Source organism: Croceicoccus sp., from assembly GCF_983967925.1.
Map to the genome: position 1 here is coordinate 145,420 of NZ_CFETID010000002.1, position 16,808 is coordinate 162,227.

The 16,808-nt window shown below is 65.3% G+C and carries 7 protein-coding genes; all 7 read right to left on the reverse strand.

Translation table 11 applies throughout. The features are described 5' to 3' along the window. Positions 1–53: 53 nt before the first annotated feature. Genes treY through AC4FIJ_RS01985 form a run of 7 tightly spaced genes read right to left on the reverse strand, consistent with a single transcriptional unit; the run spans position 54 to position 16,676 of the window. Complete coding sequence (treY, locus tag AC4FIJ_RS01955) at positions 54–2,528, reverse strand: malto-oligosyltrehalose synthase (RefSeq protein ID WP_490335051.1); 2,475 nt, start codon at positions 2,526–2,528, stop codon at positions 54–56. Next, complete coding sequence (malQ, locus tag AC4FIJ_RS01960) at positions 2,525–4,525, reverse strand: 4-alpha-glucanotransferase (protein WP_490335052.1); 2,001 nt, start codon at positions 4,523–4,525, stop codon at positions 2,525–2,527. Before malQ ends, treY begins: the two co-directional genes overlap by 4 nt. After that, positions 4,522–6,231: a malto-oligosyltrehalose trehalohydrolase gene (gene treZ, locus AC4FIJ_RS01965; protein WP_490335053.1), complete on the reverse strand. Its 1,710-nt coding sequence runs from the start codon at positions 6,229–6,231 to the stop codon at positions 4,522–4,524. The genes malQ and treZ overlap by 4 nt, the downstream gene beginning before the upstream one ends. Next, positions 6,228–8,336: a glycogen debranching protein GlgX gene (gene glgX, locus AC4FIJ_RS01970; RefSeq protein ID WP_490335054.1), complete on the reverse strand. Its 2,109-nt coding sequence runs from the start codon at positions 8,334–8,336 to the stop codon at positions 6,228–6,230. The genes treZ and glgX overlap by 4 nt, the downstream gene beginning before the upstream one ends. Beyond that, positions 8,333–10,525, reverse strand: a complete 2,193-nt coding sequence (gene glgB, locus AC4FIJ_RS01975; protein ID WP_490335055.1) for a 1,4-alpha-glucan branching protein GlgB — start codon at positions 10,523–10,525, stop codon at positions 8,333–8,335. Before glgB ends, glgX begins: the two co-directional genes overlap by 4 nt. Then, on the reverse strand, positions 10,522–13,812 hold the full coding sequence (gene treS, locus AC4FIJ_RS01980; protein ID WP_490335056.1) for a maltose alpha-D-glucosyltransferase: 3,291 nt from the start codon (positions 13,810–13,812) through the stop codon (positions 10,522–10,524). Before treS ends, glgB begins: the two co-directional genes overlap by 4 nt. Continuing rightward, positions 13,809–16,676: an alpha-1,4-glucan--maltose-1-phosphate maltosyltransferase gene (locus tag AC4FIJ_RS01985; RefSeq protein ID WP_490335057.1), complete on the reverse strand. Its 2,868-nt coding sequence runs from the start codon at positions 16,674–16,676 to the stop codon at positions 13,809–13,811. The genes treS and AC4FIJ_RS01985 overlap by 4 nt, the downstream gene beginning before the upstream one ends. Between the last annotated feature and the right edge of the window lie 132 nt (positions 16,677–16,808).

Here is a 16,808-nt window from a genome sequence, read left to right on the forward strand (position 1 = left end):
AAATTGCAGACCCGTCTTTGGCGGCAAATATATCGCCGCGCCGATACCGCCGATCAATCCAGCGCCAGCGTCTCCCCGTCCCGCGCAGCGAAAACCGGCAGATGTGCGAAACACTCGCGCGCGGCGATTGTCTTTCCAGCGAACATTATGCTGGTGTCGCCCCAGTAACCGGGGCCGGGAACGGGGCTGTCTCCGCCGATAAGCGCCCTTCCGCAGCGCAACGCCGCTGCAAAGGACAAACGCCGGCCGCCCGATGTCCGCTCGAACGCGATCACATCATCTGCGCGCGCACCTTCGACAGACACGGTGTCATAACCGGCCCCCGCAAACAGCGCAGGATCCTCGCGCCTCGCCCGCAGCATGGCGGCGATCAGGCGCATCTTGGGATGCACTTCCCGCCCCTCCGGCATGCGGTCCAGCATGTCGCGGCGCAGGTCATAGTCGACCGGGCGGCGATTATCGGGATCGACCAGGCTGTAATCGGGAAGCTCGGTGCCCTGATAGCAATCGGGCACGCCCGGCACGGCCATGCGCAGCGCCGCCTGTACCAGCATGTTCGAAAGGGTGGCAGGTGATGTCGAACGGACGAGACCGGCGATGCCGCGGGCCAGCTCTCCGGCAGGCATCAGTGCGTATTCGACCAGCGCCATGCAGCGCGCCTCGTAAGCGCTGTCGGGCGCGGTCCAGCTTGACCGCAGCTTGGCCTCTCGCAGCGCTTTTTCCTGCCAGCCCTTCATGCGTTCGGCAAAGCGATACACACCTTCCCGATCGTCCGGGTCCAGCCCGTCCGGCCATGCGCCGAACAGCGACTGATAGAGCGTATAGCGGTCGCCCGGATGCACATCCGCATGATCCGGCCCCGCCAGCGCATCCCATTCGCGCACATGCCGTTGCCACAGTTCGGGATCGGCGCTCAACACCGCAAGCCGCGCACGCGTATCCTCTCCCCGCTTGTGGTCGTGCGTTGCCGTGGTCAGCATGGCATGGGGGAACTGCGCCGCGCGGGCCATGCAGGCACGGTGGAAATCGGGCACGCTCATCGCGAAATGCGCCGGGTCAAAGCCAACATCGGTGCGCGAAAGCAGGCGCCCATAGCGGTAGAAGGCTGTATCCTCCACCGCCTTGGCCGCGATCGGCGAGGACAATTGCTGAAAGCGCGCGACAGCCTTCAGGGCCAGCGCCGGATCGCCTTCCCCCTCGCCCGCCAGCCACGCCAGCACCGCATCGGTCACATGCGCCTCGCCGGGGGGCAGAAAGGGCTCCACACGTTCGCGCGCAAGACGCCGGATGCGCGCATCGCCGGGCGGGGCATCGCTGCCGGTCCCGTAGGTGCGATAGACAGGGAACACCCACAACAGCCGCTCCAGCGCGCGCCGCAGCATAGACCGGCTGAACGAGGCCGTCTGCGCAGAGGACGCCGCAAGCGCGGCAAACGCATCGATGCAGCGATCGAACTGTCCTGCGAAAGCCCACGACAGCATATCCTGCCGCGCACGCAGTTCCTCGGCGGCAAAGTCCGCCGTCCGCCCGGAGGAATCTGTCCAGAGTGCCGAAAGATCCGCCTCGCCCCGCGGATCGTGGAGCAAGGCGGCAACATCCTCCATGAAATCATAGCCGCTGGTGCCGTCGATCCCCCAGTCGCCGGGCATGGTCTCGCCGGGGCCGAGAATCTTCTCGACTACGATATAGGCAGGGCCGGACGGCGCTTCGGGATCGCGCGCCTCTTCCTCGAACCGGCGGCGCAGCTTGCGGCAATAGGACGCCGGATCGACCAGCCCGTCGACATGGTCGATCCGCACTCCGTCGATCAGCCCCTCGCGCCACAGCCGGAAATAGAGCGCGTGCGTTTCCTCGAACACGTCCGGATCCTCCACGCGCAGGCCCGCAAGCTCGCTGATCGTGAAGAAGCGCCGCCAGTTCAGCTCGTCATCGGCGAGCCGCCACCAGCCCAGCCGGTAATGCTGCCGTTCGAGCAGCGCGGCGAGACCTGCCTTGTCGCCCACCTTGGGAAGATCCCCGCGGCTTTCCGGCGAAAGCGGCACGCGATGCTCGCCATAGACGGTAAGCGTCGGCTGGAACCCGCTGCGATCGATCGCGATCTGCCCATCCGCCAGCACGTCTTCCAGCGGCGCACCCAGGATCGGCAGCAGCAGCGGCTCGCTCCAGTCAATGTCGAAGAAACGCGCGTATTCGCTGGCCTGACCATGCGCCAGCACATCGTTCCACCACGCATTCCCGCCGCCCGCCACGCCCATATGGTTGGGTACGATATCGATGATCAGGCCCATGTCCCGCGCCCTAAGGGCCGCGACCAGGCTGCGCAGCGCGTCCTCTCCGCCCAGTTCCGGATTGACGCGCGTGGGCTCGATCACGTCATAGCCATGGGAAGAACCCGCCCGCGCCGTGGTGATGGGCGAGGCATAGACATGGCTGATGCCTAGCCTGTCGAGATAGGGCACCAGTTCCTCGGCCCGCGCGAAGGGGAAGTCGCGGTTGAACTGGAACCGATAGGTGGCGCGCGGGATCATTGGCGTATCCTGTCGATGGCGTGCAGGCGGGCGGCGATATCGGGCTGCCGCAGCAGCAGGCCGGTGTCGGCAGGCATGCGGCGCCGCCAGTTGGGATGTTCGTCGGTGGTGCCGGGAAGATTGGGCTGCTCGACCACCCCGGCGATATCTTCCAAGGGTACGATCGCCAGCTCGCAAGTGGCCTGCGCGACATGGCGCGCCGCGGCATCGACGACCTTCGCCTGCTCCAGCGGTTCCGGCTGCGGCCCTGTCGCCGCACCGGATGCCGATAGGGCCGACCACAGCTTCGCGCGATCCTCGCCGCGCGCCTCGCGTTCCTGCGCTTCGCTCTGGCCGGGATCGTGGCGACCCAGCTTGCGGTTCCAGTCGATGTCCCGGCCCCGCCACCATCCCGCGACGGTGACCGTGTCATGCGTGCCGGTCATGGCTGCCGCCTTCACCGGCCATTGCCGGGGCGGAACGAAACCGCCGTCCTTGCCGCGTTCGAACCACAACACCCGCATGCCCAGCACGTTGCGCCCGGTCAGCCGGGGGCGCAGGCCTTCGGGAACCGTGCCCAGATCCTCGCCGATCACGATGGCCCCGGCGCGATGGGATTCGATGGCAAGGATGCGCAGCATGTCGTCCAACGGATAGCGCAGATAGGCGCCCTGCGCCGACGGCTCGCTATGCGGCACGACCCACAGGCGATTGAGGCCAAGCACATGATCGATCCGAACGCCCCCCGCATGGTCCAGCGCGGCGCGCAGGGTGGCGATGAAACCGGCGAAACCGGTGCGCTTCAGCGCGCGCGGCGAAAAGCCGGTCAGCCCCCAGTCCTGCCCCTGCGGCCCCAGCGGATCGGGCGGTGCGCCGATCGAAAGTCCCTCCAGCAGGTCCTCGCGCCGGCTCCACGCATGGCTGCCGCCGCCGTCCATGCCGACCGCTAGATCGGCGATCAGCCCTATGGCCATACCGCCCGCCCGCGCCGCATCCTGCGCGGCATCGAGGCTGGCGGCGGCAAGCCATTGCGCGAAGATATAAAAATCGACCTCGCCCCGATGCTCGGCTGCAAAGCGCGCCACCTCGTCCGAGGCCGGATCGCGGTATTCGGCTGGCCAGGCCTGCCATCCGCTTGCGCCATCGGGAAAGAAGCGGGCAAACAGCGTATCGAAGATCGCGTGACGCTCCAGCTCCTCGCCCTGTTCGGCGCGCCATGCCGCGACCCTGGCCCGTACCGCGTCTCCGCAATTCTCATATGCGCGGCGCAGCTCGGTCATGCGTCGCGGGATCGCTGTTGCCCAGTCGATCAGCTCGCTCTGCTCTGCAGGCGCGACGGGTTCGCCCACCAGCGCGGGATCGCCGAACAGGATGTTGAGGAACAGCCTGCTGGACGGCGCATAGGGGCTGAAGCGCGAAGCATCGGCTGGAAACAGCGCGTGAACGGGGCTGATCGCCAGCGCATCGGCGCCCGCCTGCGCCAAGCCCTGCGCTACGGGGACGAGACTGCCGAAATCGCCGAATGCCCCCTGCCGCTCGTCACGCAGCGAAGGGACTTGCACCGAAGTCCCCCAAGGTCTTGCCCGCGGCGCAAGTTCGGCGGGGCCAAGGCATTGCGGCGGCGCGACGGCCAGCGTCCATTCACGCCCGTCCGTCACCAGCCGGTGATAGCCGATCTGGCGCGGCGCGATCAGCCGCGAGCCGCTCGCCGTCCGTTCGATTTGCACCTCGAGCGTCTCCCCGCCTTCGAGGATGATTTCGGCCCGATCCGCATTCCAGTTATTCGGCAGCGCGACAGGCTGCCCCGCATCGCCCGAAACGAAACGGCAATCGGCGGCATCGCTTTCGCATCGCGCAAGGCTTTCCGCTATCTCGCGCTCACCCTCGGCCGGATAACCCAGCGCGGCGAGCACTTGTCGCAGGCTGCCGTCCGACACGCACCGCTGCTGGCCGCCGGCATCTTCCCAATCGATCTGCAACCCGGCCTTTGCAGCCAGAAGGTGCAATGCCTCGCTCATGCCAGAAACGCCGCGAAACTGGATGGATCGCCCGGCTGGCCCAGGGAAAAGAATGGTTCGCCATGATCGGGAAAGCGGACCGCCTCCTCGCCGATATTGATCGCAATGGTCAGCTCGGTACCGTCGCCCATGCGCCATTCAGCACACACCGCGCCCTCGCCCAGCACCTCGGCCCCCTTGCCCGTCGTGCCGACAAGCCGCGGGACGATCCTCTCGTGCCGCAACGCCAGCAGCGAACCGTACAGCGAACGCCATTCCTCCGCGTCCTCGCCCGGCACGGGGCGCGAAGCCTCGAATGTCTCTAATGCATTGGGATCGGGTATGCGCCGACGCGCCTCCTCATCGGCAAAGGCGGAAAAGCGGGCGAATTCGCGGCGCCGCCCCTCGCGCACGGCATCGGCCAGATCGTCGTGAAAATCGGTGAAGAACAGGAACGGCGAACGGCTCCCCTCCTCCTCGCCCATGAACAGCAGCGGGATCTGCGGGCAGAGCAGCAGCAGCGCGGTGGCAGCGCGCAGCTTCGCCGTGCCGGTCAGATGGATCAGCCGCTCTCCCATCGCGCGATTGCCGGTCTGGTCATGGTTCTGCAGAAAGGACACGAAGCGCGTCGCGGGCAGATGCGCGCTGGGCGTTCCGCGTGGATGGGCGTTCTCGCCCGGCGGTGTTTCGCCCTGATAGACGAAGCCTTCGGCAAGGCAGCGGGCCAGCCTTTGCGTCGGATCGTCGGCAAAGCCCGCGTAATAACCCTCTGTCTCGCCGGTCAGCAGCACATGCAGCGTGTTGTGAAAATCGTCGTTCCACTGGGCATCGTAAAGCCCGGTCATCAGCCGCGCGGCATCGTTGCTCTCGTTCTCCAGCACCAGATGGATGTGCCGATCCGGCTGGCTGGAGCGGATCTCGCGCGCCATGGCGTCGAGGAAATTGCTGTCGCGAATGGCATGGACCGCATCGAAGCGCAGCCCGTCGAACCCGTAATCGCGCAGCCACATCAGCGCATTGTCGATGAAGAACCGCCGCACCGGCTCGCGCGAAACGGCGACCGCGCCGCCCCACGGCGTATCGGCCTGCCGGTCGAAGAAATCCGAGGCATAGGCGCCCAGATAATTCCCGTCGGGCCCGAAGTGGTTGTAAACCACGTCGAGCAACACCATCAGCCCCAGCTCGTGCGCCCGGTCGATCAGCGCGGTCAGTTCCTCGGGCGTGCCATAGCTTTCCGCCACCGCATAGGGCAGCACGCCGTCATAGCCCCAGTTGCGCGTGCCTCCGAACGCCGCGACGGGCATCAGTTCGATCGCGGTTATGCCCATATCGGCCCAATCGCGCAGGCGTTCGGCTACACCGGCAAAACCGCCCAGCACGCCCGCGTGGACTTCCATCACCACCGCCTCCGCCCATGCGCGGCCCTTCCAGGCGGCATCGCGCGCGTCCGGCGGTGCGACTTCGGTCAGCACGCTCCACCCATGCACGCCGCCGTCCTGCGCCCGCGAAGCGGGATCGGCGACCACCATTTCGTCATCGAGCCAGAAACGATAGCGCGCGCCGGGCGCAGCCTCGGCTTCGCATGCGAACCAGCCGTCGACGTCGCGCACAAGCGAGTGGGCCGGTCCGCCGCGCAGCTCCAGCTTCACCTCCTGTCGGTCGGGCGCCCAGAGGCGAAAGCGGAACCGGCCATCCGCAAGAGGTTCGGGTCCCCATGCCGCGTTCAATCGACATCTCCCGTGCCGACGATCAGCATGACCGCCCGGTCCTGCACGACGACCTCGTTCTCCACTTCGTATTCGGTCGCATGCGGGTCGGCGCTGTCGATGATGACCCGCCGCTCCAGCCCCGGCGGCGGGGGCAGCTTGAAGGTCAGCGGGACATCGGCGGCGTTCGTCAGCATGGTCACGACTTCCAGCGCGCCATCCTTGCGCCTGCGCGCACGCCGCATCACCAGCGCGCGCCCGTCGGCGTTGTTCCAGTCCTCTTCGCTGAGGTGCACGCCGCGCTCGTCGAACCAGTCGATGTCGGGGATGCCTTCGGCCACCTCCACCTCGCCATGCAGGAATCGGCGGGCGCGCAGCAGCGGGTAGTGGCGCCGCGCCGCGGTCAGCCGCCGGACGAAATCGCTCAGCAAATGTCCCTCCGCCGTGCCCAGCGGCGACCAGTCGATCCAGCTCAGCTCGTTATCCTGGCAATAGGCATTGTTGTTGCCGTTCTGCGTTCGCCCTATCTCGTCACCCGCCAGCAGCATCGGCGTGCCCGAAGAGAAGAACAAGGTCGCCAGCATCGACCGCTTGAGCTTCTCGCGCAGGCTGCGGATGCCGGGATCGTCGGTTGGCCCCTCGACGCCCCAGTTGTTCGAATTATTGTCCGAATGGCCGTCGCGATTGTCCTCGCCGTTCGCCTCGTTATGGCGCTGCTCGTAGCTGACCGTGTCGTTCAGCGTGAAGCCGTCATGCGCGGTGACGAAATTGACGCTGGCCCACGGACGCCGCGCGCGTAGGTCGAACAGATCGGCAGAGCCGGAGATGCGGCGCGCGAATTCCGGGCGCATTCCCTGATCGCCGCGCCAGAAGCTGCGGGTCGCGTCGCGGAACTTGTCGTTCCACTCGGCGAAACCGGGCGGGTGGTTGCCCAGCTGGTATCCGCCCGGCCCGATGTCCCACGGCTCGGAAATCAGCTTGAGCTGGTTCAGCACCGGGTCCTGCCGCAGCACGTCGAAAAAGCCGCTGCGCGGATCGAACCCGTTGTTGCCGTCGCGTCCCAGCGTCACGCCCAGGTCGAAGCGGAATCCGTCGACATGGAAGCTTTCGGCCCAGTACCGCAGCGAATCCGCCACCATCTGCAACACGCGCGGATGGCTGAGATCCAGCGTGTTGCCGGTGCCGGTATCGTTCACGCAATAGCGGGCGTTATCCTCGACCAGCCGGTAATAGGTCGCATTGTCCAGCCCGCGGAAATTGAGGGTGGGGCCAAGTTCGCTGCCCTCGGCGGTATGGTTATAGACGACGTCGAGGATCACCTCGATCCCCGCGGCGTGCAGGCGGCGGATGGCAAAGCGCAACTCGTCCCCGCCCTGCTCGCCGCTCATATAACGGCGCTCGGGCGCAAAAAAGGTCAGCGTATTATAGCCCCAGTAGTTGACCAGCCCCATTTCCTGCAGCCGCCGGTCCTGCACGAAGGAATGGATCGGCAGCAGTTCCAGCGTGGTCACGCCGATGCGCTGCAGATGTTCGATCAGGCGCGGATGGCCCAGCGCGGCATAGGTGCCGCGCTCCTCGTGCGGGACCGCCTCCATCAGGCGGGTCAGGCCCTTCACATGCGCTTCGTAAATGACCGTATCGTGCCATGGCACGCGCGGGCGCACGTCGCCGGTCCAGTTGAAGGCGCTTTCCCCCACCACCGATTTCGGCATGGCCGAAGCGCTATCGCGCCGGTCGAAGCTGAGGTCCTTGCGCTTCGACCGCACATTGTAGCCATGCAGCGCATCGGTCCAGCGCAGCTGCCCGGTCATGCGCCTTGCATAGGGGTCGAGCAGCAGCTTGTTCGGATTGAAGCGGTGGCCGTTCTCCGGCTCATACCGCCCATGCGCGCGAAAGCCATAGACCAGCCCCGGCTTGGCCTCGGGCAGATAGCCGTGCCAGACCTCATCGGTCCATTCGGGCAGTTCCAGGCAGCCCACCTGCTTGCGGCCCGTGGGATCGAAGATGCACAGCTCGATCTTGTCGGCATTGGCCGAGAACACGGCGAAATTAACGCCAAGGCCATCGAACGTGGCGCCCAGCGGGTAAGGCGATCCGGCTTCGAGCCGGTCGGGCAACTGAATCAAGCGTGGCCCCCTTCATGTCGGAGGATCAGCGCGCCAAGCGGCGGCAAGGTGACGGATGCGGAATGCTGCTGCCCGTGGCAGGGTTCCCCATCGGCTTGAACCGCGCCGCCATTGCCGGCATTGCTGCCGCCAAACTGCTCGGCATCGGAATTGAGCGCCTCGTGCCATTGACCGCCCAGCGGCAGGCCGAGGCGATAGTCGCCGATGGCCTGCGGCGTCAGATTGAAGATCGCCACGATCGGCGATCCGTCCGCGCCGCGCCGCATGAAGGCAAAGACGCTGTTTTCGGCATCGTCACCCACCAGCCACTGAAAGCCTGCCGGATCGGTATCGCGCTGGTGCAGCGCACCCTCGGTCAGATAGAGCGCGTTGAGGTCGCGCAGCAGCATCTGCACCGCGGCATGCTCGTGCTGTTCCAGCAAGTCCCAGGGGATCGACTGGTCATGGTTCCACTCGGTCTCCATCCCCAGTTCGCAGCCCATGAACAGCAGCTTCTTGCCCGGATGCGTCCACATGAACGCCAGATAGGCGCGCAGATTGGCGAATTTGCGCCAGCGGTCGCCCGGCATCTTGTCCAGCAGGCTGCCCTTGCCGTGCACCACCTCGTCATGGCTGATCGGCAGAACGTATTTTTCCGAATAGGCATAGACCATCGGAAAGGTCAGCTCGCCGTGGTGCCATTTGCGGTACATCGGATCACGCTCGAAATATTGCAGCGTGTCGTGCATCCAGCCCATGTTCCACTTGTAGTCGAAGCCCAGCCCGCCCTGCGACACCGGCGCGGAGACGCCCGGCCACGCGGTCGATTCCTCGGCAATGGTGATCGCGCCGGGGCAACGTTCGCCGACAATGGAATTGAGGTGCTTGAGGAAGCCCACGCTCTCAAGATTCTCGCGCCCGCCATGGACGTTGGGCACCCATTCGCCCGCGTTGCGGCTGTAATCGCGGTAGAGCATCGAGGCGACCGCATCGACGCGGAGGCCATCGACATGGAACGTCTCCAACCACCACATGGCCGAGGCGAGCAGGAAGCCCGACACCTCGTTTCGGCCAAGGTTGTAGATCAGCGTGTTCCAGTCCTGGTGGAACCCCTCGCGCGGGTCCGCATGTTCGTACAGATGCGTGCCGTCGAAATGGGCCAGCCCATGCGCGTCGGTCGGGAAATGCGCGGGCACCCAGTCGAGGATGACGCCGATTCCGGCGCGGTGGCACTTGTCGACGAAGATCGCGAAACCCTCGGGCGTGCCGAAGCGGGCCGAGGGGGCGAATTGCGACAGCGGCTGATAGCCCCACGATCCGCCGAACGGATGCTCCATGATCGGCAGCAGTTCGACATGGGTAAAGCCCATTTCCGCGACATAGGGGATCAGCTTATCGGCCAGAGCGCGCCAGCCCAGTGCCACATCGCCGGCGCCTTCCGGCTTCATCCACGATCCGGCATGCACCTCGTACACGCTGATCGGGGCGTCGGGGGCGTGGCGCTTGCCGCGCTCCTCCATCCATTCGGAGTCGTTCCAAGCGAAATCGGGCCGGGGCGCGACGATGGAGGCGGTGCCCGGCGGACGTTCGGTCTGGCGGGCCAGCGGGTCGGCCTTTTGCACGATCGCGCCATCCGCGCCCGCGACCTCGAATTTGTAATGCGTGCCCGGACCGATGCGCGGCACGAACAATTCCCACATTCCGGCAGAATGGCGCAGCCGCATCGGGTGCCGCCTGCCGTCCCAGCCGTTGAATTCACCCACCACCGACACGCGCCGCGCATTGGGCGCCCAGACCGAAAAGATCGTGCCCGACACCCCGTCGATCTCCGACGGCTGCGCGCCGAACACGCTGGCCAGTTCGAAATGGTGGCCTTCGGAAAACAGATGCAGGTCGAAATCGGACAGCAGCACCCCATAGGCATAGGGATCCTCGGTCTCCTGCACCGCGCCGCCGGGCCATTCGACCCGCAGCACATAGGGTTCGTCCGAATTGATCTCGCCCGAGAACAGCCCGTGTGCGACCTCCTCCATCTGCGCGAGTTCCTTGCCCGCGCGCGACAGCAGGGTGACCCGCTCCGCCCCCGGCTGGAAGCTGCGGATCAGGGTTCCGCCCTCGCCCTTGTGCGGGCCGAGCAGCGCGAAGGGATCGTCGAGCCGCCCTTCCAGCATGGCGGCGGCTGCGCCGAACAGATGGTCGTGAGCACTCATGTGTCGTCTCCGGAAAGCAGGCCGCGCATCACATGCGTCAGCCCTGCGAGGGGGACATCCAGCCAGTCGGGCCGGTTCGCCGCCTCATAGGATATTTCGTAGGCCGCCTTCTCGATCAGGAAGATCGGCAGCAACGGATCGGGTTCGCCTTCGCCGGCATAGCCGCGCAAGAAGGCCTCGCTGGCCGCGATGCGGAATCTGGCCGTGCCCTCCTCCGCCCGCGCTTCCCACGTATCCGCGGCTGCCGGCCGGTTACGCTCGGCCACGGCAGCGGCATAATCGAAGCTGCGCAATATGCCTGCCACATCCCGCGCGGGCAGGTCTTTGGCACGGCGCTCTTCCAACGGGCGGGCCGGTTCGCCTTCGAAATCGATGATCCTTACGTCGTCGCCCGTGACCAGCACCTGCCCCAGATGCAAATCGCCGTGAATGCGGGTGCGATTGCGTCCCTGCGCCTTGCCCGCCAGCGACGCGATCCTGTCCGCAAGGGCGGGGCGCTGTTCGCGCAGGAATGCGGCATCGCGCGCCGTTTCATCCGACAATGGGGCATTGTCCAGCCGCTCGACCGCCTTGTCGAACTCGCCCATGACCCGTTCCGCAAGCTGCCCGGCGGCAGCGTCGTCCATCGGCTCGGGCGAAAATGCGGGGTCGTCGCTTGGCAGGTCGAGAATATCGTGCATCTGCCGCAAGCGGCGCCCAAGGTTCTCGGCAAAATTCTCGTAGTTCGTAAAGCTCCAGTCGGTTTCGGTGGCAAGCCGTTCCAGCGCGTGCAGCGTCCATTGCCAGCCGTCGCCCTGATTATAGACGAAGCGCTGCGCGATCATCAGCAGCGTCTCGCCATCCTCGTCCACCCGCTTCACCGTGCCCAGGATCGGGGGCACGGCCTCATATCCGCGATCCGCCAGATAACGCACCATTTCGGCGTCAGGATGCACACCGGGGGCCAGCTTGCGCAGCAGTTTCAAAACCACCTGCCGACCCAGGATCAGGGTGCTGTTGGACTGTTCCGCCGCGATCCATTCGGGTTCGGCATCCGGGACCAGCAGCTCGGGCTCGAACGCTTCGAACACAAGTTCGCCGCCGTCGGCCGGCATCTCATGCTCGGTCGTCTCCTCGCCCTCGGTCGGAACATGGGCATTGTCCAGCATGGCGCGCGTCACCGAAACGGCGAATTCGCGCAGCGCAAAGCCGTCGGTCAACAGCCCGACATAGCGTTCGCGCCGCACCCGCGCGATGGCGAGGTTCGATGCGAACGGCCCGTGCTGTTCGCCTTCCCACGCAATGCCGAACGGCAGCGTGTCGAGCGCCTCGCCGCCGGTCGTCTTGACGCGAATCTCGGCGAGTAGCAGGTCATTCGTGTTCGGCATCGGGGTCAGACGGACGATCTCGATATCCTCGATCCTTTCGTCCTTCGCACCGAACCAGCGGCGCTGGCGCACATAGTCGGGCAATACGTCCTGTTCCAGCACCGGCCGATTGCCGTCATTGGCGATGTCGGCGAGCTCTGGGCGCAGAACGAACGTATGACGCTCTACCTCGACCCCCGGTGCACTTGACGACCATTCGGGTGCCTCGACATCGCCGCGCAGGTCGAACCACAGGAACCCATAGGGCGGCAGCGTCAGCAGATAGGGCAGGTGCCCGATCTTGGGGAACGCGGCACCGCCCGACAGCTCGACCGGTGTTTCGCCTTCGAATTCATGCATATCCAGTTCCACGGCCTGTGCCGTGCGGCTCAGATTGGCGACGCAAAGGATCGTTTCCGCCCCGCCGTCGTCCGAATGCTGGCGCACATAGGCCAATATGCTGCGATTGGCAGGCCGCAGGAAGGTCTGCGTGCCGCGTCCAAACGCGCGATGCTCGCCGCGCACGGCCAGCATGCGCTTGATCCAGTTCAGCAGCGAATGGCGGTCGCGTTCCTGCGCCTCGACATTGATCGCCTCGTACCCGTAGAGCGGATCCTGGATCGGCGGCAGTGCCAGCTGCGGCGGATCGGCGCGGCTGAAACCGCCGTTGCGGTCGGGCGACCATTGCATCGGCGTGCGCACCCCGTCGCGGTCGCCCAGATGGATGTTGTCGCCCATCCCGATCTCGTCCCCGTAATAGAGGACCGGCGTGCCCGGCATGGTCAGCAGCAGCGCGTTCATCAGCTCGATCCGCCTGCGGTCGCGCTCCATCAGCGGGGCGAGGCGGCGGCGGATGCCCAGATTGATGCGCGCGCGCCGATCGGCGGCATAGGTGTTCCACAGATAGTCACGCTCGGAATCGGTGACCATTTCCAGCGTCAGCTCGTCATGGTTGCGCAGGAAGATCGCCCATTGCGCATCGGGCGGAATCTGGGGGGTCTGGCGCATGATGTCGGTGATCGGAAAGCGGTCTTCCTGCGCCACCGCCATGTACATGCGCGGCATCAGCGGGAAGTGGAACGCCATGTGGCATTCCTCGGTCCGCTCCTCGTTCTGGCCGAAATATTGCTGCGTATCCTCGGGCCACATGTTCGCTTCGGCCAGCAGCATCTTGCCTTCGTAGTGCTGGTCCAGATCCTCGCGGATCTTCTTCAGGATCTCGTGTGTCTCGGGCAGGTTTTCGTTCGAGGTCCCGTCGCGCTCGATCAGATAGGGAATGGCGTCCAGCCGCAGTCCGTCGATCCCGGCATCGAGCCAGAAATGCATGATCGAGAGCACTTCCTTGAGCACTTCGGGATTGTCGAAGTTCAGGTCGGGCTGATGCGAATAGAACCGATGCCAGAAATAGGCGCCCGCTTCCTCGTCCCAGGTCCAGTTCGATTTTTCGGTGTCTAGGAAGATGATGCGGGTGCCCGAATACAGCTTGTCGTCGTCCGACCAGACATAGAAATTCCGCTCCGGGCTGCCCGGCGGCGCCAGCCTCGCAGCCTGAAACCAGGGGTGCTGGTCGCTGGTATGGTTGATGATAAGCTCGGTAATCACGCGCAACCCGCGTTCGTGGGCCGCGTCGATGAAGGCGCGCACTTCTTCCATCGTGCCGTAATCCGCGCTGACGTCGCGATATTCGGCGATGTCATAACCGTCGTCGCGCCGCGGCGAGGGGTAGAAGGGCAGCAGCCAGATCGCGGTGACGCCTAGGTCGGCGATATAGTCGAGCTTGGCTATCAATCCTGCGAAATCGCCGATCCCGTCATTGTTGGAATCGAAGAACGATTTCACATGCAGCTGATAGATGACCGCGTCCTTGTACCACAGCGGGTCGTCGGCGGCGGTGATCACGGCTTCGGTCATGTCCTGTTCGGTTCTGGCCTGATCGTTCATGCGCCCTCTCCTCCGTGGGTCAGTCGCCAGATCCGGTACGGTTCATCGGGCGCAAGGTGGATATGCTGGATCTTGCCGTGCCATTGGAACCGGTGCCCGTGGACCAGGTCCTCGACATCGATGGCGGCCTGGTCGTGCAGGCCGAATTCCCACAGCGGAACCTCATAGTCGCAGGCGTGGGCGCCGTGCGGGTCCATGTTGACCATCACCATGATCATTTCGCGCAGCGACCCGTCCGCCGAGGGCGCGGGCTTGCCGTACCAGATCACGTTCTCGTCATGCGCGACGTAGAAGCGGGTATTGAGATGCGTCTGCAGCGCCGGATTGGCGCGGCGCAGGCGGTTGAGCCGGGTCACATCCTCGATGATATTGCCCGGCGCGTTCCAGTCGCGCACGCGGATCTCGTATTTCTCGCTGTCGAGATATTCCTCCTTGCCCGCGCCCAGCGGGGTCGCATCGCACAATTCGAACCCGGAGTAGACGCCCCACAGGCCCGACAGGGTCGCCGCCAACACCGCGCGAATACGGTGCGCAGGGCGGCCGCCGGTCTGCAGGAAAAACGGGTTAATGTCGGGCGTGTTGACGAAGAAGTGCGGGCGGTAAAAATCCTTGGGCGCTTCGCTCGTCAGTTCGGTGATATAGTCGGTCAGCTCCTGCTTGCGGTCGCGCCAGGTGAAATAGGTATAGCTCTGGCTGAAGCCGACCTTGGCCAGCTGGTACATCATCGTCGGGCGGGTGAAGGCCTCCGACAGGAAGATCACCTCCGGGTGCCGAGCGCGCACATCGCCAATCATCCATTCCCAGAACGGCAGCGGCTTGGTGTGCGGATTGTCGACGCGGAAGGTCTTCACGCCGTGATCGACCCACAACAGGATCACGTCGCGCAATGCTTCCCACAGGCCGGGCACGGCGTCGCGGCCATAGAAATCGACATTGACGATATCCTGGTATTTTTTGGGCGGATTCTCGGCATATTTCATGCTGCCGTCGGGCAGCCATGCGAACCAACCGGGATGCTCTTTCAGCCAAGGGTGATCGGGCGATGCCTGGATCGCGAAGTCCAGCGCGATCTCCAGCCCGTGATCGGCCGCGGCCTTCACCAGCCGGTCGAAATCCTCGAAGCTGCCCAGTTCGGGATGGATCGCATCGTGCCCGCCATCGGGGCTGCCGATGGCATAGGGGCTGCCGGGATCGCCCTCTTCGGGGGTCAGCGTGTTGTTCGGACCCTTGCGGTTGGCAGTGCCGATGGGATGGATCGGCGGGAAATACAGCGTGTCGAAACCCATCGCACGGATGCGCGGCAGATGGTTGACCACATCGGCAAAGGTGCCGTGGCGCTCCGGATCGGGGGTCATTGAGCGGGGAAAGATCTCGTACCAGCTGGAAAATTGCGCCTCGATCCGTTCCGCATCGACCTGCTGCGGCGCAGAGACAAGGCGGTGCGGCCTGTCGTCGGCCTCGTCCATCAGGCGGCGCAGATCCTTCGACAAAAGCCCTTCGGTTGCAGCATCGGCATCGGCGGATTCCATCGCGCCAAGCTGCTGCTTGAGCTGGCTGGCAAGCTTGCCCTTGCTGCGCTCTGCCGCCTTGCGCACCAGCGCCATGCCTTCCGCCCGGTCCACCGGCTGATCCACCCCTGCATCGACCTTTTTCGCAAAGTCGCGCTGGAACCCGCCGAAACGGTCCAGCCAGCCCTCGACCACAAATTCGTGCCGCCCCATGCGGGCCAGCGTGAATTCCGCGTCCCACCGGTCATTGTCGCCCTGCGTCATGCGGGCAGACGACCAAGTCTCTTGGTCGATCGCGCGCCAGCGCAATTCGGCCGCCAGTTGCTCGTGCCCGTCGGCAAAGATGACCGCCGATACGGCAATACGATCTCTGACGACCCTTTTCACCGGAAACGCACCGCCATCCACCGAAGGCTCGACATGCTCCACGACCAGCCTTGCCGAATCCCGCGACGGCTGTGCGGCAGGCGCGCCGCTGGCAGATACGACTGCGGGTGCGCGGCGCACCTCCATCAGCCGTACCTCGCCCGGTTGCAATTCGCCGTCAGAGTCCCAAGGGCCGAAATCCGCGGCGGCGGCGGATAATGCGTCGCCCGTTGGCAGCGCTGTCTCGTCATCGCCGCGATTAGCAAGGATCAGCAGCGCCTTGTCCGAAAAGCGCAAATCGGGGCCCGAAGCACGAGCGATGACTGCAATCGGGTCAAGCGCGTTGGATAGGCTGCGCACCTCGCCGTCATAGCCGGATGCCGCCTGCGCGTTCCTCACCGCATCGCCGAAGGCCTGCGCGCCGCGCTGCGTATCCAGCCATTCCAGCGGCGCCACGACACCGGCGCCCAGCGCCGCCATCAGTGGCAGGCTTGCGACCAACCGCGGATCGTTGCGACCCGCTCCGCTTGCATCGCACAGGACCGGTGCGTCCTGCCGCAGCTTATCGACCTTGGCAGACAGCGCAGCCGGATCGCCGGCAAACCGACCGGCATCGCAGATCAGATATCGGGACTCGGCGAAGGATCCTGTGCCGACCGATCCTGCAAGAACGAGAAAATCGCTCTTCCCCCGCGCCGCCGCGATTAGGCCGTCGTAAAGATCGGGCGCGATCCGCTCGGCCTCGTCGATCCAGATGCCGGCTATTCCATCCGTCCTCAGCGAAGCCAGCCGCTCGCACAGCGCCTTCACCACATCCTCGCTCGCATCGGGGCCGAGACGCGCCAGCGCCTCTCCACTGGGGGTCATCGGCTGCCGCGGATCGACGATGCCGCGCTCGTGCACCGAGCGGCGAACATGGAATTTTTCGGGGTGGGCGCTGACTAGGGGATGTTCGACAGGCAGGCGTCGCAGATCGGTCCTGACGATCAAACGAAGCGAATTTTCCCGGCACAGGTCTCGAAGGTCGCCCGGTACCTGCGAACCATCGGCGAGCATTCCGCCCTGCGAGCGCCAGACGACGCCGGAAGCGCCGCTGCTTCCTATCCTTGCCAGACAATCCTT

Coding starts and splice junctions, on each gene's coding strand:
- treY (WP_490335051.1), bottom strand. CDS start 2,528: ATGATCCCGCGCGCCACCTATCGGTTCCAGTTCAACCGCGACTTCCCC.
- malQ (WP_490335052.1), bottom strand. CDS start 4,525: ATGAGCGAGGCATTGCACCTTCTGGCTGCAAAGGCCGGGTTGCAGATC.
- glgB (WP_490335055.1), bottom strand. CDS start 10,525: ATGAGTGCTCACGACCATCTGTTCGGCGCAGCCGCCGCCATGCTGGAA.
- treS (WP_490335056.1), bottom strand. CDS start 13,812: ATGAACGATCAGGCCAGAACCGAACAGGACATGACCGAAGCCGTGATC.